The sequence below is a fragment of the Akkermansia sp. UNK.MGS-1 genome, assembly GCF_000980515.1.
Taxonomy (GTDB): domain Bacteria; phylum Verrucomicrobiota; class Verrucomicrobiia; order Verrucomicrobiales; family Akkermansiaceae; genus Akkermansia; species Akkermansia muciniphila.
The window spans coordinates 183,131-202,837 of record NZ_LBCB01000014.1 but is presented as its reverse complement, the minus strand read 5'-3'; the positions used below and the strand labels follow the sequence as shown (position 1 = coordinate 202,837).

Below are 19,707 nucleotides of genomic sequence, written 5' to 3'. Positions count from 1 at the left end.
CGGGAGCGCCGCCGTCCGTCCAGACATTTTCCGCGCTCCAGACGCCGTTTTCACCCCCCTCCCACAAAAGGAGGGTTCCCGCCGTATAAACAAGGTCTTTGCCGTTGTCGGAAATGGTGATGGATCCCGCCACGCCGTCAGCAAAGGAAGCCTTAATGGAAGATATATTGGACAGGCCCGCAGTTGAAAGGACGGACATGCCGTCTGTCAGGGTGCCGAATCCGGAAAGATCCAGGGTCAGTTCTCCTTCAGCGGAAAGAGAGAACGAGCCGTCCAGATTGATTCCCGTTCCTGCCCCTCCCGCCAGCGCCAGCACGCTGGAACCGGTCATGTTCAGATTCCCCGTAAAGAAGGAATCCTGGAACATGGTCACGATGTCGAAACCGGTCACAGCCGTATTGGAGAAGGAAATGGCATGGTCCGCCGTATTGCCGTAACCGCCCAGAAGCAAGGAAGAGGTGCCGCCTACCGTACCCTCCGATGCATTCAGCGTGCTGCCCGTACGGAATACTGCTTTCTTAACGGTAAGGGTAGCGTCCCCGTTTACGGAGGATCCTGTTCCCCCGCCGCCCGCATAAAGAGCGCCCGCGTAAGCGCCCCCATCCAGCGTCAGGCTGGAATTGCCGCTGACGGTGGATGTTCCTGAAGAACTGTACCCGCCGCCGTAAACAGCCCCGGTAAAGACGGCGTCACTGGCAGCGGTGATGCTGACGTTGGAATCGCCTCCTATCGTATATGCCCCGGAACCGCCCGAATAGGAACCGCCCACGATGCTCTTGACAAAATTGCCGGATGCCTCTCCCAAATCAATCGTCACATTGGTGCTTCCGGTAATGGCGGCGCGGGACGCGGAATTGGCTTCATAAGCGCTGCCGCCGATGATGAAGCCCCGGACAACGGAGTTGAGCGAAATGGTTTCATCCGTGACGCTCTGCATGCTGCGCACGACGACATGCGTGCTGCCGTCAAGGTTGTTTACGGAATTATGGGCCGCCGTGCCGCCGCCTATCAAACTGCCTTTGATCACGGCATTCCCGTCCACGGATACGTAAACGTCTCCCGTAATGCCTGCCGCCTGGCCGTCCTTGTAATTGCCACCCACTACCCAGTTGACGGAGGTGTCCCCCTGAATCTGGGTATGAACGTCCCCCGTAACGTTCCACTTGCCGGAACCGCTCCAGTTATTGGCATAGCTGCCGCCGATAATCAAATTGTAATTGCCCCCCAGCACATCCGTCCAGATGCCGGTGGTGATTTGCGTAGCCGTGGCATTGGTGGCTGTATTGTAGTAGCCGCCGGCCAGCGTCACTCCCGTCAGGTCTCCCGTTCCGGTGACGGCATTCACGGAACCGAATCCCTCCTGCATGGAAGAAGACCGGATACCGTACAGGGACAAAGACTGCTGGTTCGCCAGCGTACCTGTTGCGGAAGAGGGAGCTTCTTCCAGCCCCCAGGCAGGGTCCCAGACGGTCTCATGGGCGCCGGAAGCCGTAAACGTGATGACTGTTTTTCCGTCCACAGTGCTGATCGTGTACAGGGATTCGTCAACATCCGCCAGAGTAAAGCCAGTCCCCAGATCAACGCCCAGGTTATAGGAGGTGTTCACCAGGGCTTCAGAACCGAACAAGTCCTGGAATTCCTGAAAACCGGAGAAATCAATGAGGCCGGAAGTCAGCGTCACGTTCTGCAGCACGCTGCCGACATTGTCCATGGAGGTATAATACAGACGGCCCCCATCCACCGTAACATCTCCCGTGATCTCCCCGGAACCGTTGGCAAGGATACCCATCGTTTCCCCTACCGTGAAGGCGTCCTGGAAATGCATGGTTCCCGCAGAGGCGGAAAGGGTGCCGTTTCCCGACAGTCCCGTCACGGTCATGGTTCCGGAGCCGGCATCCAGTCGTCCTCCGGCAAGCGCGGCATTAATGGAACCGGTCCTGGAGAGGACGGCGCCGGAATTGACGGTATAGGTTCCCGTAAGCGCCACGTTCTCGGAAAGATGCACCCAGCCCGACTGGGCGACGAAGTTGCCTGCCCCGGTGATGGAATTGTCAATGACATCCGCCGCATCCCCCGCAGTGCCGTAATAGGTCAGGTACTGGGAGTTGGCCGAAGTAGTAACGGCAGCAGTCCCAAGGGAACCGGAAGCCCCGATGCCCAGAGAGGCAGAGCTGCGCGTAATGGCAATCGTTCCCCCAATTTCATTGGCGGTGTTGAGCAGGTTGTAATAGGCATATTCATTCGCGCCGCCGCTGATGGAAAAACCGCTTGCCGCCGTGAGTACACCGGAAAACTTTACATTCTTGCCCCAGCTGGATGTCAGGTTGACGCCAGTACCGAAAACCGCCGCTCCGGAAAAGTTAAAACCGCCGCTGTTGACGGAAGTGGCGTTATAGCCGGCATACCCCGTCACGGAAGGACCGTCCTGGATACTCAGTGTAGTGCCGTCACCCATCACCAGTTTCTGGGACCAGGTGACATTTCCGGAGAACAGGGAAAGAGTGCCTCTGCTGATTTTCAAGGTGGCGTTCGGAGATGCCGCGGGAGTAAGCGCCGTATTCTTGTCGGAATTGCCCAGGGTGAAGGTGCCTCCCCCCGTATAGTCCACCGTTACGGTGCCGCCGAAACTGCCGCCGTAAGAGGAAGAATCCCCCGTAATGGTCAGCGTGGTTCCCTCCCCGGTGATCAGAGCTGCGGCATTGTTGTGCTCCAGCTTGCTGATGGAAGTGTTCACGCCGGCTTTCAGGACGGAAGCGCCCGTCGTGTAACCGTAGCCGCCCAGTTTGATCGTGGCGTATTGGGCGGCCTGTGCGTGGTTGAGGTTCAGGATGTTGTTCTGAGATCCCCCCGTCGTGTTGGAATAAAGGGAAATGATTCCGTTGAAAGTGCCTGCCCCGTTCAACGTCAGGGTGGAAAGGCTGGCGCCCCCGCTGGCCACGCGGTTTACCGTCAGGATGGCTTCCGGAGCCGTCCCGTTCAAATTGGTGATAGCGGCCGTACCGGCTCCGGCAAAATTCAAGGTAGTAGAAGCCGTAACAGTACCGACATCATAGGAGGCCGAGCCTCCCGCCGCCACATTCACCTGGGTTCCGTCAAAGGCAACATCCGCCGCATAAGACTGTGATGCTGTCACCAGAAGACCAGAAACTCCTGCCAGCGTGGCGGTGCCAAGCGTTACTCCGGAAAAGGAGGTCATCAGGGCAGCCAATAAATTCAAAGGGAGGTGTAATTTCATGAAACGTTTGATAATTAGGTATTTAATAAACAAATAAGGCTCTTTCCCACAACACGGCAAGGGAAATATGATTGTGAATATAAATAAGGAATTCGCAATCCGCTTCGCTTTTATTCATATATTATTCAATTTTTAACAGAATAATTACATTAATAATTAATATGTTACATATTTTTAACATAATCTGCTGGCGGGAATCCCGGATTTTTTTGACGGAGAGAACGTTCCGGGTATTCCGGAAAACCGTTGTAACTGATTCTTTTCCTTTGACAGCGGATTGCGAATCCGTATTTTCGTTGTCCATTACCAGATAAAATAAAAAGGGCCTGCACAATAAGTTGTGCAGGCCCATCCTTAAAAGCCGCGGAAAAACGTGCAGTTCAACCTCTGGTCCATTTTTCCAAAAATTCCCCGGCGTCCTTCCCTTCTCCAATGTGCCTGAGCAGAGCGCTTCCAAGCACGGCGGCATCCGGACGGGCATCTTCAGGCAGCGTCTCCAGCTGGTCCGGCGTCTGAAGCCCGAAGCCCAGCGCCAGCGGCACATCAAAAACGGACCGGGCACGGCGCATGGTTTCCGTCACGCTCCGCTCCAGGTTGGCTTTCCCTCCGGTGGTTCCCAGCACGGAGACCACATAAACGAAGCCGGAAGTATAAGGCTTGTATTCCCGCATGCGTTCCACGGAAGTATTGGGAGCCACCAGAGTGACGAGCGTCAGGCCATGGGGGCTGAAAGCCCCCCGGAACATTCCAGATTCCTCCAACGGCATATCCGGTACGATGAAACCGCTGACGCCTGCCTCCTCCGCATCCCGGGCAAGCTGTTCCAGGCCATACTGGTAAAAGGGATTTACGTATCCCATCAGCACCAGTTCGGCTGAAAAACCGCCCTTGCGGGCTTTCAGGCCGTCCAGAATCCATTTCAGGCTGACGCCGCGGGCCAGGGCATCCCGGGATGCCTGTTCAATAACCGGGCCGTCCGCTACGGGATCCGAGAAGGGAACTCCTATCTCAATAATATCCGCTCCGGCTTCGTCAATACGGGACAAGTGCGTCCAGAAGGATTCCTTGTCCGGGAATCCGGCGGTAATGAAAGGGATAACGGCACGCCTGCCGAGGGCATGGGCCCTCTCCACGGCTTTCTGCAACGGTGATTTCTGCATATTATTCATGGAAGAATGCGGCTTAAAGATTCAAATATTTTTTAACGATTCCCAGGTCCTTGTCTCCGCGGCCGGAGAGATTGACCAGAACGTCCCCCCCCTGCGGCAGTTCCTCCGCATGGTCCAGCACCCAGGCCACGGCATGGGAGGATTCCAGCGCAGGAATGATTCCTTCCTCCCTGGTGAGCGTCTGGAAAGCGTTTAAAGCAGAGGCGTCGCAAATCACACCGTAATGAACACGGCCCGTTTCCGCCAGATAGGCATGTTCCGGGCCTACACCGGGATAGTCCAGCCCGGCGGAAATGGAATGGGACGGCTGTATTTGCCCGTCTTCATCCTGTAAAAGCATCGTCACATGGCCGTGCAGCACGCCGGGGCTGCCCAGATTGATGGGGGCGGAGTTATAGCAGCCGGGCTCACCGGTGCCTCCTGCCTCAACTCCCACCAGACGGACGCCTTCATCCTCCACAAAGGGGTGAAGCATGCCGATGGCGTTGGAGCCGCCGCCCACGCATGCCACCACCACATCCGGCAGCCTGCCTGCGCGCTCCAGCATCTGGGCGCGGGCCTCCCGCCCAATGACGGATTGAAGCTGCCTGACCAATGTGGGGAACGGATGGGGGCCAGCCGCCGTACCGAAACAATACAGGGTATCCGCCTGATGGGAAATCCAGTAGCGCAAAGCCTCATTGATGGCATCCTTCAACGTGCGGGAACCGCTCTCAATCGGGAAAACCGTCGCTCCCAGCAGTTTCATGCGCATGACGTTCATGGACTGGCGTTCTACATCCTCTGCGCCCATAAAAATGGCGCAGTCCATGTTAAGCCGGGCGGCCGCCGTAGCCGTAGCCACGCCGTGCTGCCCCGCCCCGGTTTCCGCAATCAGATGCGTTTTCCCCATCATTTTGGCCAGAAGAGCCTGGCCAAGGGCGTTGTTGATTTTGTGGGCTCCGGTATGCAGCAGGTCCTCCCGTTTCAGCCACAGGCGGAAGCCCAGTTCTTCCGAAAGGCGGGGACAGAACGTGAGGGGAGTTTCACGCCCAGCGTAATGGACCAGCAGATCCTGGAGCGCGTCCCGGTACTCGCGGGACGGCATGATGGAGTTCATGGCTTCCTCCAGCTCCATGAGGGGGGGACGCAGCGCTTCCGGTACGAAGCGGCCGCCGAAATTGCCGAAATATCCTTCTTTTTTCATGCGATGTGGTAAGGAGTGTAAGGGGTGAGAGGTTTGAGAGCCGCCAACAGCTTCTGCGGGCTTTTCTGGCCGGGGATGGCTTCCACGCCGGAGTTCAGGTCAATGCCGTCCGGAGAGCATTGTTCCAGCGCCCTGTTCAGGGAGGCGGAAGAAAGGCCGCCCGCCAGAAACCAGGGCCGGGGGGAACTCAGAGATGCCAGGGAGGTCCAGTCAAGGGAAACGCCGTGGCCGCCGCCCTGGGTGCCGGCATCCAGCAGAAACCAGGCGCAGCTGTCCGCCCATAGTTCCATTTCCCTTTGCAGGGCATCCACGGATTCATACCGGTCCGGCCACAATACGCGGATTACCTTTTCCGGGCCGATGCGGCGCGCGCAGTCCAGAGAATGGGCGCCATGGAGCTGGGCGAATTCCAGCCGGGCCGTTTTCATGATATCCATGATTTCCTCCGCATTCTGATTCACGAAAACTCCCACGCGGCGGATCAGGGCGGAATCCAGAGCCGCGGCGCGCGGCGGCGCAATGTAACGCGGACTTCCGGGATGAAAGATGAAGCCGCAGAAATGGGCTCCCATCCCCATGGCGGTTGATAAATCGCTCTGGCGGGTAATTCCGCACACCTTGATTGCAAATGAATGCTTCTTCATATTGTTTCTTCTAAAATTGCTGCCAGTTTTTCACCCGGCTTTCCTCCGTCCATCAGGGCTGTTCCCATCAGTACGGCCTGAAACCCCGCTTCCGCGGCTTCCCTGAGATGCGCCCCGGCGCTCATGGCGCTGGCCGCTATCCACACCTCCCCCTCACGGCGGAATTTCGCCATGTCCAGGCAGGCCTGCCTGTCCGTCTTCAAGGTATCCAGGTCGCGGGCATTTACCTGGATGATGCGCGCGCCGGATTCCCGGGCAATGTCCAGGTCCGCCGGGTCAAACACTTCCACAACGGCGTGCATGCCGTAAGCCTCCGCCTGCTCCCTGAGAACGCGGAGCGTCCGTGCGTCCGGCGTCAGACGCACAATGAGCAGCAACGCGGAAGCCGGCGTAGAAGCCGTCTCCATCACCTGAAGCTGATGAAAAATGAAATCCTTGCGGAGGAGCGGAAGCCCGGCGCGGCCCATGCGTTCCAAATAGCCGATGCGGCCGCCGAAAAACTGTTCTTCCGTCAACACGGAGATGCAGGAGGCTCCCGACGCAGCGTACTGTTCAGCCACTTCCTCCGGTTTCAACCCGGAGGCGATGACGCCGCGCGACGGAGAGGATTGCTTGAACTCCGCAATGACCGCCACCGGCTGGCCGTCCGGCGGTTCCGCAATGGCTTTCAGGAAATCCGGCCGGCGCCCCTTCCACGGGCGCGGCAGTTCCCGGCGGGAGGCCATGTCCATAAGCAGGGCTATTTCCTCCGCCTTGGCTTCCCGGAACCGGTCAAGCAGCATGAAGCGTTCTCCTTCCTATGCCGGCGCAGACGGCTTCCCGCGCTTTCGCCATGCAGACGGACAGGTCCATGTGCTCCTCCAGCAGGAACATGGCTACCCCCACATTCAGAATCACCATATCCATCATGGCACGCGGGCCTTTCCCCGCCAGGATGTTCTTCAGCACATCCACGGCTTCCGACTTGGAATGAACGGCCAGTTCCTCCGGATTGCAGGGCTGGATGCCGTAATCCGAGGGATCCAGGGACATGGGCGTCAAGTTGCCGTTGTGGACGATCATCATCTTGGTGGGCCCCAGCGGCGTCACCTCGTCATATCCCCCGGCACCATATACTACGGCAGCCTTGCGGATGTGGGACTGGCGGAGCGTCTCCGCCAGCAGCTCAACGAGTTCCGGACGGGCCACACCCAGCAGGATGTGCGTGGGGCGCGCCGGGTTGATGAGGGGGCCCAGCAGATTGAACAGGGTGCGGATGCCCAGCTCCCGGCGGATGGGGCCTACATTACGGAAGGCAGGATGAAAATTAGGCGCGAACAGGAAAGCGAAGTTCCGCTCGTCCAACAGGCGCCGGACATCCTCCGGAGCTACGTCCAGCGGGAACCCCAGGCCTTCCAGAGCATCCGCAGAACCGCAGGAGGAGGACACGGCGCGGTTGCCGTGCTTCACCACTCTGTATCCCATTCCGGCCAGCGTCAGAGCCGTGGCCGTGGAGCAATTGAAAGAGTTGCGGCCGTCCCCGCCCGTGCCTACCACGTCAATGCAGTCACCCTCCAATCCTTCCACCCGGTTGGCGCGGCCCAGGGCAATGCCCACGGCGTGGGCCATTTCCAGCGGGGTTTCCCCTTTCATGCGGAGCCCCATTAGAAAGCAGCCCGCCTGGGCCGGAGTCATGCGGCCATCCATGATGTCCGCAAAGCCTGCGGCGGCCATATCCGCCGTCAGATCCTGTCCGGCGGCCAGGGCGTCCAGAATGCGGCTGATGCGCTTTTCCTTCTGCCCCGAGGGCACGACGTTATCCGGGAAGTTGCCCAGAAGCTGAAGCCCGTCCGGCGTCAGGATGGATTCCGGATGAAACTGAATGCCCACCCACGGCCGGTCATTGTAGCGCAGAGCCATGACTTCCCCTTCCGGACCGCGGGAAGTAACGGTAAAACGGGGGTTCGGCTCGTCCTCCTTGGACTGAACCACCAGGGAATGGTAGCGGCCCACGGTCATGGGATTGGGAAGTCCGGCAAACAGCCCCGCGCCGTCATGGATGATGTCGGAGCTCTTGCCGTGCATGACATACGGGGCGCGGGAGACCTCCGCCCCGGCGAAGTAGCCCAGGAGCTGGTGCCCCAGGCACACGCCCAGCACGGGAACGGAAGCGGGGAGGCGTTTCAGGAACTCCAGGCACAGCCCGGCGTTGCGCGGATGGCTGGGGCCTGGAGAAATGCACACGGCTTCCAGCTCCGGGCTGGCCGCCAGTTCCAAGATACGCGGATCGTCATTCGCATGCACCACGGGCTTGCGTCCCAGGGCGTAAAACGCCTGCACCAGATTCCACGAAAAAGAATCGTAATTATCAATGAACAGAAACATGGTCTTCTCCTTTCAAAATAACGTCAATAATTTTGCCCTTGTTCATGCACTCCTGCCATTCGGCTGCCGGATCGGAATCGTATACGATGCCGGCTCCCGTCTGCCAGTGGATGCGCCCATCCTTCACCCACATGCTGCGGATGGTAATGCCGGAATCCATGTGAACGCCGTTTTTGTCCAATCCCAGCCACCCGATGCATCCGGCATACGGACCGCGGGGCAAAGGCTCTTCCTCCGCCAGGATTTCCATGGCGCGCACCTTGGGGGCCCCGCTAACCGTCCCGGCAGGGAAAGCAGCGCCGAGAATGTCCAAGACGCCCAACCCGTCGTTCACCTGGGCGGTCACGCGGGAAGTCATATGCATCACATGGGAAAAACGTTCAATCTCCATCAGGCGTTCCAGCTTCACGGAACCGGGCTTGGCGACACGGCCCAGGTCGTTGCGGCCCAGATCCACCAGCATGACATGTTCCGAACATTCCTTCGGATCTTTCAGAAGATCGGCGGCCAGGGCGGCGTCTTCCTCATCATCCCTGCCGCGCCTGCGCGTTCCGGCAATGGGGGAAAGCTGAAGTTTTCCGTCCGTGCAGCGCACCATCAGTTCCGGTGAAGATCCGAACAAAGTCACCTCCGGCAGGCGCATGAAAAACATGTATGGGGACGGATTAATGCTGCGCATGCGGCGGTACAGCATGAAAGCGTCTCCGCGGAACTCCGCGGAAGCCTGGGAGGAAAGCACCACCTGGATGGCTTCTCCGTCATGCAGCAGCTCCTTGATATGCTCCACCCCCTTCATGTAAGCCGCCTGGTCCGGCGTGCGGGAAACCTCCCCTATGGAAGGTTCCTCTGCCCCATGGAGCGGGGCATGGGACAAATCACGGCGTTCGCCCAGGCTGAGCTGGGTAAGGCGATTGTACAAATGGTCAAAAACAATCACGGTGCCGGCCAGCACCAGGCAGGACTCTGCGGAAGAGGCAGGAATGGCCTGCGCCAGCCTGGGCTGGAACAGAGCGGCGGTTTCATACCCGAAATAGCCGTACAGAGCCCGCGTGATGGGAGCCTGCCTCATACCGTCCCCCACCAGCTCCAGACGCTGCATCAGAGAGCGCAGTCCATCCAGGTAAGGCATGCCTTCCAGCTCCTTCAGGGAAGCCAGACGGTCGTCTTTGATGGAAAGGGACAGCCTGGCGTCTACACAGGAAACGGTCATCAGATAATCGCAGGCGATGATGCTGTAGCGCCCCCATCTGCCGTCCACTTCCGCGCTTTCCAGCAGAAGTCCGGGAATTTTGTTCTGAGTCAGGCTCAGAAACAGGCTGATAGGGGTCTCCAGATCGGCGCTCAGGCGGCGGCTGCGCTGTTGGAGAGTGATCATGGATGGTGTTTGCATGAATGATGATGTAAGTTGAAAATAAAAAAACTGCTTTGACTCTCGGAGGAATCAAAGCAGTTCTTGAAAAATGGTCATAGCTGAATGCTATTACTGCACCTCGGGATTCCCCCGTCCGGACATGGGTACGCGCCACCAATAGCCGTTGCCGTAATAACGGTTCTCGCTAAAAAAGGGCTGTACAGTGCTGAAATGCATCTGCGCGTTTATTACTCCTCTGCCCCTTCTTTGTCAAAAAAACTTTCCGTCAATGGCGAAAAAACCGTATTGGCTTCTCAATCGGCCCAGAGAAAACACGACACCTCTCCGGCGCATCCAAACTTCCCCAGGAACCGCCCGCCCCCACTCCCACCGGCGGAACAGAGCTGCGAACATGGCGCAGCACGTTTTTCTTTTCCTTCTTTACGAATCCAGAATTCCCTTTCCAGAAACCGGTTATGGCAAGCCTTGTCATCGGACTCGAGCCTTCTTCGCTCCCCCCGGTTCCGGCGTATTTCTTCACAAAAAGAAAAGGGAGAAAGAGCGTCTTGAACATTCGGGGCTGGATACCATCACTTCTTTTTCTTGTAGAGCTTGTCATGTTTCTGACGATGTTTCCCTTTATAAAGGAAATCCGTCTTTTCGTCCCTGCCCACGGTGCGGTCAATCAGACCGGGAATGTCTTCTTTTGAATATCCGGCTTCCAGAATGAAATTCTCTACCTTGCCGTATTGGCCGGGGAATTCGGAAACAAGCAGCTTCATGAAGGACTTTTCAAGTCCTTTGACTTCGTCCTTAAATACGTCATTTCTTGTCTCAATAAAGGAACGGCGGAACGATCCTTCCCGCACAGTCTTGAGAATTTCATGAACGGGAAGGCGTTTGATTCTTTCTATCTCACGCTTCCGGAATTCCTTTTCCTTGTCGGAAAGAGGGGGGACAGGATTTCCTTCGGCATCCCGTTGGTAGGGATTGGGCTCCTGCGCGTTTTTGTACTGTTTCAGGATGCGCGCATAATAGGGAAGAAACAGGCGACGGATGATCTGCTTTTTAACGGGTTCCTTGATTTTGGGCGTATCCCGGACCAGGCCGATATATTTTTCCATGAGGAGGCATACCCTGGATTTGCGGTCGATATCTTCCATATCCCGCATATCAATATCCGGTTCGATTTCCCGGTACGTTTTGTAGGTAAAGAGGGGAGCCGAAGAAACCAGATAACAATGCCATATTTTTTCTTTCAGTTCGGTATCCGCATTATCCTCCGTCGTCAAACCGAAAGTGAGCGTGTGTTCTCTGGCCTCATTATAGAAGGATTTGAGCCGCATGTCCTTCAGAAACCCGGAGAGTTCCCGGATGGTTGCAGAGGGCTGTTTGTACTGCTCAAGACACGCCGGACTCTCCAGAAATGCGTCGGAACAGAACCCATTGCCTCCCCCCCCGATCATCAGGCAGATGGCGCCCATGCATATAGTCAATAACCGGTTCATCATTTTTCAGTCTTCATTGCTGGTTCTTGTAAAGGTGATGCCGAATTTCTCAACAACCGTTTTTGTGGTATTTTGATCAATGGCTTCAATATGGTATTTCTGATTTGTCGTTCCTAAAAAGATGGAATCCTGTTGTTCGCTGCCTTTCCCTCCTTTTCCCCAATGAATATGGAAGTTGCATACAAACCAAAATTGTTGAGGATTATGTTTGGACCGGCGAATCGTTTCAAGAACTTCCTCAATATTGCGATTGTCCCCTACCATATCATAAAAATTATTTTTATCCTGAATGGGAGCGGCCATGTTGCAGGTTACATGCTCGGCTGCCAGTTCCGGTTGAGGCCGCGGGGGAGTCCCGTTCTTTCCTTCCCACATGAGTCCCCCATCCCGCTCAATCACCTTGACTTCCTTAAAACTGACATCAGTAGGGAAAATGGTCACCTTAACAAATCCAAAGACGCCGTGTTCCCCCTTGGGTATTTTAAAATCAGCCGTATTGGCGGAAAAGCCATCTCCCAGATCCATTTGTCCCTCATATTTTTCCTTCGTTATCTTCTTGGGGATTCTGATATTGACGGTGATTTTAGCTTCTTTGTCTTCACTGGTTCTGGCTGTAATGGTGACACGGGCATCTTTGGTTAAATCTTCCTTGGCAGTCAAAGTGATCTGTTGCGAACCTTTGAATGATTCAGTATCTGTCTGCTGGAAACCGTCTCCTTTGATACTCCAGGTAAGCTCCTTGATATTTCCCTTGGGTTTGCCGATCAGAAGAAAAGAAATGTTCTCCCCGATTCCTATGTTTTTCCTCTTTCTGTCTTCTTCCCTGGACTCTTCTTTTCCTCCCTTGATGTAATAATCTGCGGAACATAGCCGTGTCTGGGATTTAATCCGGAGAGGGCCATAGGATTCCTCTTCCGTCTCCTTCATGTCATCATCCTGGCCATTTGATGCCAACAAGGGAGCAACGCCAGAAAAAATTGCCAGACAGCATAATAAAAACCGGAAGAAAGAAAGAAACGGAAAAAATCGGTCCTGCATATTCTGTCAGTCAGTTTGTTATTCTCCATATAAACCAGAATAAAACCTAATGCAAATAAAAATATGGTTAAAAAACCATGCTTGCCTCAACCAATCCCGATTAGGAACAGTCTTCTGGGAAACCTTTGAAAGAAGCGTCCATAAGGAGGCCGCCCAACCAGTAGGCGATTCCCACCAACCGGAAAAAGGGAGCCCGCCAATTTTACGGACTCCCTTCGTTAACCGTAAAAAAATTTTTCCTGCTTAAAACAGGGTCACGGCGATATTCACGCCGGCGGTGACGATGGCCACCATGCTCATGAGCTTGATCAGGATGTTCAGGGACGGGCCGGACGTATCCTTGAAGGGGTCGCCCACCGTATCGCCAATAACGGCTGCCTTATGGCTTTCCGAGCCTTTGCCGCCCACATGGCCCTGCTCAATGTATTTCTTGGCATTGTCCCACGCGCCGCCGGAGTTCGCCATGAATACGGCCAGCACAAAGCCGGAAGCCAGCCCGCCGGCCAGCAGGCCGAACACACCGGGGACGCCGAAGACGATGCCCATGCAGATGGGGGTGATGACCGCCAGCACGGACGGCCAGATCATCTCATGCTGCGCTCCCGCCGTGGAAATTTCCACGCAGCGCACGTAATCCGGCTCCGCCTCCCCAGTCAGGATTCCCTTGATTTCCTTAAACTGGCGGCGCACTTCCTTGACCATTTTTTCCGCGGCGCGGCCGACGGCATTCATGGTCAGCCCGCAGAACATGAAGGACATCATGGCCCCCACGAAGAGACCCATGAGCACCTTCGGGTTCATCAGGGTTACCTGGAAATAGCCCATGAAATCAGACAGGGAAGCAGTGGCGATTTTGGAAACCTCCACGCTTACGGCGTCATTAATTTTGTAAATGGTATTGCCCGTGGCCTCACTCCAGTGAAGGATGGAAATCTTCAATTCTTCAATATAGGAGGCCAGAAGCGCCAATGCCGTCAGAGCGGCGGAACCAATGGCGAACCCCTTGCCCGTGGCGGCAGTCGTGTTGCCCAGGGCATCCAGGGCATCCGTGCGGCGGCGCACTTCCGGATCCAGTTTGCTCATCTCCGCATTACCCCCGGCGTTGTCGGAAATGGGGCCGTAAGCGTCCGTCGCCAATGTCAGGCCCAGCGTGGAAAGCATGCCGACGGCGGCAATGCCGATGCCATACAGCCCCTTGCTCATTTCCGCCCCGGTGAAATGCCAGTCCCCGGAAGCCAGGCCGTAAGCCAGCACAGTGCCCACGACGACAGTAATTACGGGAATGCAGGTGGAAATCATGCCGATGCCGATGCCGGAAATAATGACGGTGGCCGGCCCCGTCTTCGCGCTGTGGGCGATTTTACGGCAGGGATAGGAATCATGGGAGGTGTAATGCTCCGTGCTCTTGCCGATGACGATGCCCACCGCCAGGCCGGTGACGATAGCCCCCCAGATGCCGGCCCAGTTATCCAGGCCGATGAGCTGGAGCAGGAAAGCGGAAGCAATGGCTATCAGGAAGGAACTCAAGTTGATGCCGCGGTTCAGGGCTGCCATCAGCTCCGTTTGGGAAGCGCCGCGCTTCACGCGCACCGCGTACACGCCCAACAGAGAAAGAATAGTGCCGAGGGCGGCGATCAGCATGGGCGTAAGGACGGCCTTGAGCGCCATTTCAGGAACGGCCATGTAAGCAGCCGCGCCCAAAGCGGCGGAAGCCAGAATGGAACCGCAGTAAGATTCGTAAAGGTCCGCACCCATGCCGGCCACGTCCCCAACGTTATCGCCCACGTTATCCGCAATGGTGGCGGGGTTGCGGGGATCGTCCTCCGGAATGCCGGCCTCCACCTTCCCCACCAGGTCGGCTCCCACATCCGCCGCCTTGGTGAAAATGCCGCCGCCCACACGGGCAAACAGCGCCTGTAGGGAAGCCCCCATGCCGAACGTCAACATGGTGGTAGTGATGACGACCATGCGCATGGAAAGCTCCATGTCCCCGTAAAACCAATTCAGCACCCAGTACCAGGCGCCGATATCAAGCATGGCAAGGCCCACGACGGTCAGGCCGAGCACGGCGCCCGAGCGGAAAGCTATTTGCAGCCCGGCATCCAGGGAATGGCGGCAGGCATTCGCCACGCGGCCGGAAGCGTACGTAGCCGTCTTCATGCCGATATAGCCGGCCAGACCGGAGAAAAAGCCGCCTGAAATGAAAGCGAAGGGAACCCAGGGGTTCTGAATGTGGAGGCAGTAGGCCAGAAAAGCGAAAACAACAGTAATGAGCACAAAGAAAATGGCGACAATCTTATACTGCTGCCGCAGATAGGCCATGGCGCCGCTGCGGACATGCCGGGCGATCATTTTCATGACCTCGTTCCCCTCATCCTGCGCTTTCATGCGGTAAAAAAAGATGCCCGCAAAAATGAGGGCCAGCACGGAAGCCGATGGGATGAGCCAAAATAAATCCTGGATGGTTATCATTGTCAGTACACTTTAAATTAAAGTGGTAAAAACATAACACCAGCTCTACTTTACTCCAAGAAAAAACCTGTGTCCGGAACGAGAAAATTCACCTTCCTGCAGAAAGACCAGCGCCACGGGAAAAGCAGCGCCTATCTATCCGCATTTGCGTCAATAAAAGAGAGCTCCTCCGGCGTAAACGGCGCACTATCCAGAGCTTTCAGGCAATCCCTGATTTGCGAGGGGCGGCTGGCTCCAATCAGAGCCGTGGTCACTACGGGATCTTTCAGCACCCAGGCCAGGGCCATCTGGGCAAGGCTCTGGCCCCGGCTCCGGGCCAGGGCGCCCAGACGGCGAATCTTATCCCCATGCTGAAGAACCCGCTCCTTTGTTAAAAAGACGGAGGAACCCGCCGCGCGGGAATCTTCAGGAATACCCTCCAGATAACGGTCCGTCAGCATCCCCTGGGCCAGGGGAGAAAAAGCGACGCACCCGATACCCGTTTCCCGGACAGCCTGAAAAACGGATGTTTCCGGTTCCCGACTAAACATATTGTAACGAACCTGATGCACCAGGCACGGAACGCCGGCCTCCCCGAGCATGGAGCACATCTGCCTGGCCTGTTCCGCCGGGAATTTGGAAATACCGGCATACAGGGCCTTTCCGGAGCGAACCGCCGTAATGAGAGCTCCCGCCGTTTCTTCAAGGGGAGTTTCCGGATCATGCCGGTGCGCGTAAAAAATATCCACATACTCCAGCTTCATGCGGGAAAGGGACTGGTCCAGGCTGGCAAGCATGTGTTTGCGGGATCCCCAGTCCCCGTACGGGCCGGGCCACATCAAATGCCCCGCCTTGGTTGCAATAACAAGTTCATCACGGAAACGGGACAAATCCTGCATGAAAATACGGCCAAAGCATTCTTCCGCCGAACCGGGAGGAGGGCCGTAATTATTCGCCAGGTCAAAATACGTGATACCGGCATCAAACGCGCCGTGAATAAGCCGGCGGGCGTTCTCAAAATCATCCGCTGCGCCGAAATTGTGCCAGAGACCCAGGGAAACGGGAGGAAGCAGCAGCCCGCTGCGCCCGCAACGGCGGTAGGCTGCGTGGCTGTAGCGGCCGGGATCTGGAAGATAGTTCATCGGGAAAAAGGGAAATTACCGTGATTGAGACGGACGCCCATGCCGTACGCCGGAACGCCATGCTTCCGTACGGTATTTGGAAGCCAGCAGTTCCTCCACGCAGGCATTCATGCCGGGGAACAATTCCGCGTCCACGCACAGGGAATGCTTTTCCGCCAGGCGGGCAGCCAGCAATTCATCCCATCCGGAAGGGAGAAGACAATTCTGGATGCTCCCCTGGTGAAGAACGCCTCCGCGGACTCTTCTCTGGCCGCCGCCAGCCAGTTTTTCCCCGCCGGGAAAGACAAGATCACTCGTTACGGGGCTGGAAAAACAGGCCCGCCCTCCGTCCGGGGCATCCCCGTCCAGCATCACGCACTCCACCCCGCAATCCCTCAGGACGCGGGCCAGCGCCCCATGAATCCAACGGTACAAAACCGCGCTGGAAGGACGCTCTTTTTCTCCCTTGCGGTGCATGGCCAGAGTAAATGGAATATCCTGCCGATGGTCTACAATCCCCCCCCCTGTCCAGCGGCGGACAAAATGAAGCTCCTCACCCGGAAAAATGGCGCGCGCCGTGGCCTCCTCATCAAAATAACCGTAAGTCACGGTCGGTTCCGCCCAGCGGTACGCCCTCAGCACAGGCTTCCTGCCCCATTCCAGCAGAGCTTCGTCCACGGCCATGGCTTCCTCCCCGCTTCTGGCGACAGGATCGCGCCACAGCACTAATTCCGGCAGAGGGGATAAATTGCCGACGATATTTGTGAAACCCAACATATGGCAACTACAGAACAATTAACGGCAGGAACGCTCCAGACAAAAAGCAACAGCGGCCGATTCCGCCCTCCCCGGTTTCCCGGATACAAGCCTAACGGTTCATCGGCAATGCAATCCTCTGGGTGAAAGACCGGGTATAACGTTCGAAAAATTCCTCAGGAGAGGGAGCGGGACGCTTTTTCTGCCGGATCTGGTCCACAAGAGCCATGCCTTCATCCGTCACCACCGTCATGGAAATTGTCACGGCAGTAACGCGGCCGGATTTCAAATCATCAATATTCACGCTGCTGCCTATGATGTCCAGGCGATTGCCATACACATCCATCTGGGTGCAGGAGCCGAGACGGTTGGCGCCCGTAGTCATGACCGGAACCAGCACGGATGCTCTTTGCGAGGCATCCTTGTCCGATTTGTTGCTGCCGGAATTGCCGATCTTCTTCTGGTAATCCACTTCAAAAATCAGCGTCATTTCCACAATATTCTCCACCAGGAAGTTGGAAGGGACGGTTTCATCCTGCTGGTACCGTGCATAAGCGGACCATAGATCCTGCTGGCCCAGAAGATTCCGCACGGTATCCTCCGCGCTGATTAAGTTGCGGTACAGGGAATAAACGGGAAAACCGTCAGACTCCGCCGTAGCGTCCTGGTCCAGAATCTGGTCACGGTAAAGAAGCTTGTATCCTACGCAATTCACATCACCAATGATGCGGTCATTCCGCATGTCCATGCTGGACTTGGCCGGATTGCGGTCCGTAGCCGTGGTAAAGAAAACCAATTGGGAGGCATTTGTGATTTTGGCGCCTTCCGGCCCCATGGTCATCAGGTTCACGCGGGCCTCATTCAGGGAGGAAGAGCGGCCCTTTTTCCTGGAAACCTTGGTCTTTTCCGCACGGGAAACCAAATCGCTGTCCCGCTGCACCAGCATCCACTCAAAGGGATTCCCGGGACGGAACTGCATGCTTTCAAAATCCTTGGTCATGGTATCCATGGCCGTGCGGGCAAGCGTCGTGGTCCGCACATCCTGCAGCACCCATCTCCAGATATCTACCCCGCGGGAAGTCAGGGCCACAATGACCAGAACCAGCACGGTAGTGATGGTCATGGCTGCCAGGAGCTCAATCAGGGTGAACGCGCCGGATTTGATTTTGGCAAATGTCTTCATGTTTTTTCAGAGGTCTTCAGATAATGCCCGCTAACGGCGGAAAGCGAGATTGCGCGTAAACACGGGAGTCTTTAAATTTTCCCACGTCAGATGTTGTAAACGCTCAGGGTCCGTATTCAACAGCTGGAAGAACTCCGCCTGATACAGGACTTCCGCCCCCCACGGCAAATTCAGGCCGCCGCCTTTCTCCGGCGTATAAACATACAGGGAAGGTTCCTTAATCACCTTGCCGCGGTTGTAAGGATTATAAATCGTTCCGTACTTGGGAGCCAGCTTGTACCCGTAGGAGCTTGAATCCATACGTTCCACTACCAGCTGGGTCATGCGCACGGCGAAGACGGGACCGACAAGGGCCTTGAAATCATCCCAACGCTCTTTGTTGTTCGCCAGGCAGACCCCTGTCACCACCGCAGTATTTTTGCCGGGAATGCTTCCGCCATCCTCCAGCCAGGGCTGGGGAGTTCCGTCTTTGCGGGCCCCCTTGGTCAAATCCGCCCTGTAATTGTAAACAAGAATGGTCGTAGCGGGCCTGGACGTGAACTGCATCCAGTAAAACGCCTTGTCAAAAGCAGAAACATATTTGGAGGAGGAAGACTTTCTGGCGTTGGACGCGGCACGCTCGGAATTGCGGAGTTCTCCCAGTTCCGCCGTCAGGGCGTGGACGATGCGGTCCGCTTCACGAATAGTCAGGGCGGACTGAACCGTCCTTCTGGCAGGAATAAACATGGCCATGAACACTACAATCAGCACGGCCACCACGCCGATCGCAAGCACCACTTCCGTCAGGGTGAACCCCTTGGAACGAGACTGTTTCATACACTTGGTCAACATAAAATGGGAAATCTGGTATTATATCACAGAAACTAATTGGGAATCACCTGCTCCGTCGTCCTCAGACGGCTGATATTGCCTTTGGGATAAATCACAATGCCGCCTGCCAGGCCCGGTTTGCCGTCCACCATCGGGGTTGGCCTCTCCTCCTTGCCGTTCCCGGCGGAACCGGCAACCACCACCAGGCGGGTGGGGGCGTTCGGCTGGGACATGCGGCCTTCCTCGTCAAATTCAATGAAGTAAATATCCGTCATTCTGTTGCCGGGAAGGTTGACGGTATCCTGCCCGTCACGACTGGCAAAATCGCGGGCCGTGGATTTCTCGCCCCTGGCTTTCTTCGCGCCTTCCAGAAGGGTGCTGTAGGTCGGACTGACGTAAAAACCGGCGGGAAGAGTCTGCAAACGGTTCACCAGATGCCATTTCCCGGTGCGGGTATTTTTGGACATCACGCCCAAAGTGCGCATATTGCGGGCTTCGTCATCAGGAGTGCTCACAATAATCAGGCGGCTCCACGTTCCTTTGCCCATGGCATCCAGCCGCGCCTCCTGCACCATGCCGTCCACCATTTCAACGGCGGCCTGAAGGCCCTGCCCTCTGCCTCCGCCTCTTAACATGCTGGCGGCCAAGGCCATCATGGCAACCATAATGGTAATGACAACAATCAATTCCACCAGGGTAAACCCCTTGCTCCCCGGCGAGGAACAGCGCGGAGCCATTCCGGAATGCTTGGAAAAATATCTCATACAGATGATGCAGGATTGAACAACGATTTTTGGCATGCTACCCGTTTCAGACGGACACGGCAATCATTTTTTGAGGAACTGGAATGCCTGATATGTTCCTGTCCAACAAAATTCCGGCAAGGAATCG

The 19,707-nt window shown here is 56.4% G+C and carries 16 protein-coding genes; all 16 read right to left on the bottom strand.

Annotation, left to right across the window (positions count from 1 at the left end; genetic code table 11):
• A partial coding sequence (locus tag WW58_RS09530; protein ID WP_288143440.1) for a beta strand repeat-containing protein occupies positions 1-3,235 on the bottom strand: 3,235 nt, incomplete at its 3' end.
• 380 nt (positions 3,236-3,615) lie between these two features.
• A complete protein-coding gene (gene trpA / locus WW58_RS09520) occupies positions 3,616-4,395 on the bottom strand; it encodes a tryptophan synthase subunit alpha (protein ID WP_046437252.1) in 780 nt (259 codons plus the stop codon).
• Between the two features lie 22 nt (positions 4,396-4,417).
• The gene (gene trpB / locus WW58_RS09515; RefSeq protein ID WP_022197481.1) at positions 4,418-5,590 is read right to left on the bottom strand and encodes a tryptophan synthase subunit beta; all 1,173 of its coding nucleotides are present in this window, start codon (positions 5,588-5,590) and stop codon (positions 4,418-4,420) included.
• Complete coding sequence (locus WW58_RS09510; RefSeq protein WP_022197482.1) at positions 5,587-6,234, bottom strand: phosphoribosylanthranilate isomerase; 648 nt, start codon at positions 6,232-6,234, stop codon at positions 5,587-5,589. The genes trpB and WW58_RS09510 overlap by 4 nt, the downstream gene beginning before the upstream one ends.
• Positions 6,231-7,016 carry an indole-3-glycerol phosphate synthase TrpC gene (locus tag WW58_RS09505; protein ID WP_022197483.1) on the bottom strand — a complete coding sequence of 262 codons (786 nt, stop codon included), beginning with the start codon at positions 7,014-7,016 and terminating at the stop codon, positions 6,231-6,233. Before WW58_RS09505 ends, WW58_RS09510 begins: the two co-directional genes overlap by 4 nt.
• Positions 7,006-8,598: an anthranilate phosphoribosyltransferase gene (trpD, locus tag WW58_RS09500; RefSeq protein WP_022197484.1), complete on the bottom strand. Its 1,593-nt coding sequence runs from the start codon at positions 8,596-8,598 to the stop codon at positions 7,006-7,008. Before trpD ends, WW58_RS09505 begins: the two co-directional genes overlap by 11 nt.
• Positions 8,582-9,988, bottom strand: a complete 1,407-nt coding sequence (locus WW58_RS09495; protein ID WP_046437131.1) for an anthranilate synthase component I family protein — start codon at positions 9,986-9,988, stop codon at positions 8,582-8,584. Before WW58_RS09495 ends, trpD begins: the two co-directional genes overlap by 17 nt.
• Before the next feature lie 247 nt (positions 9,989-10,235).
• On the bottom strand, positions 10,236-10,523 hold the full coding sequence (locus tag WW58_RS09490) for a hypothetical protein (protein WP_046437128.1): 288 nt from the start codon (positions 10,521-10,523) through the stop codon (positions 10,236-10,238).
• Positions 10,524-10,539: 16 nt separating this feature from the next.
• Entirely contained in the window at positions 10,540-11,460 is a 921-nt protein-coding gene (locus WW58_RS09485; protein WP_128804820.1) for a hypothetical protein, read from the bottom strand.
• Between the two features lie 3 nt (positions 11,461-11,463).
• The gene (locus tag WW58_RS09480; protein ID WP_288143439.1) at positions 11,464-12,384 is read right to left on the bottom strand and encodes a hypothetical protein; all 921 of its coding nucleotides are present in this window, start codon (positions 12,382-12,384) and stop codon (positions 11,464-11,466) included.
• A 354-nt stretch (positions 12,385-12,738) separates the two neighbouring features.
• Positions 12,739-14,967 carry a sodium-translocating pyrophosphatase gene (locus WW58_RS09475; protein WP_288143438.1) on the bottom strand — a complete coding sequence of 743 codons (2,229 nt, stop codon included), beginning with the start codon at positions 14,965-14,967 and terminating at the stop codon, positions 12,739-12,741.
• Positions 14,968-15,098: 131 nt separating this feature from the next.
• Positions 15,099-16,088, bottom strand: coding sequence for an aldo/keto reductase (locus WW58_RS09470; RefSeq protein ID WP_046437122.1), 990 nt, complete (start codon positions 16,086-16,088; stop codon positions 15,099-15,101).
• Positions 16,089-16,103: 15 nt separating this feature from the next.
• Positions 16,104-16,844, bottom strand: coding sequence for a lipoyl protein ligase domain-containing protein (locus tag WW58_RS09465; RefSeq protein ID WP_102733538.1), 741 nt, complete (start codon positions 16,842-16,844; stop codon positions 16,104-16,106).
• Positions 16,845-16,935: 91 nt separating this feature from the next.
• Positions 16,936-18,006, bottom strand: coding sequence for a PulJ/GspJ family protein (locus WW58_RS09460; protein ID WP_046437120.1), 1,071 nt, complete (start codon positions 18,004-18,006; stop codon positions 16,936-16,938).
• 30 nt (positions 18,007-18,036) lie between these two features.
• Positions 18,037-18,822, bottom strand: coding sequence for a type IV pilus modification PilV family protein (locus tag WW58_RS09455; protein ID WP_046437118.1), 786 nt, complete (start codon positions 18,820-18,822; stop codon positions 18,037-18,039).
• A gap of 47 nt (positions 18,823-18,869) precedes the next feature.
• Positions 18,870-19,580, bottom strand: a complete 711-nt coding sequence (locus WW58_RS09450) for a prepilin-type N-terminal cleavage/methylation domain-containing protein (RefSeq protein WP_161994092.1) — start codon at positions 19,578-19,580, stop codon at positions 18,870-18,872.
• Between the last annotated feature and the right edge of the window lie 127 nt (positions 19,581-19,707).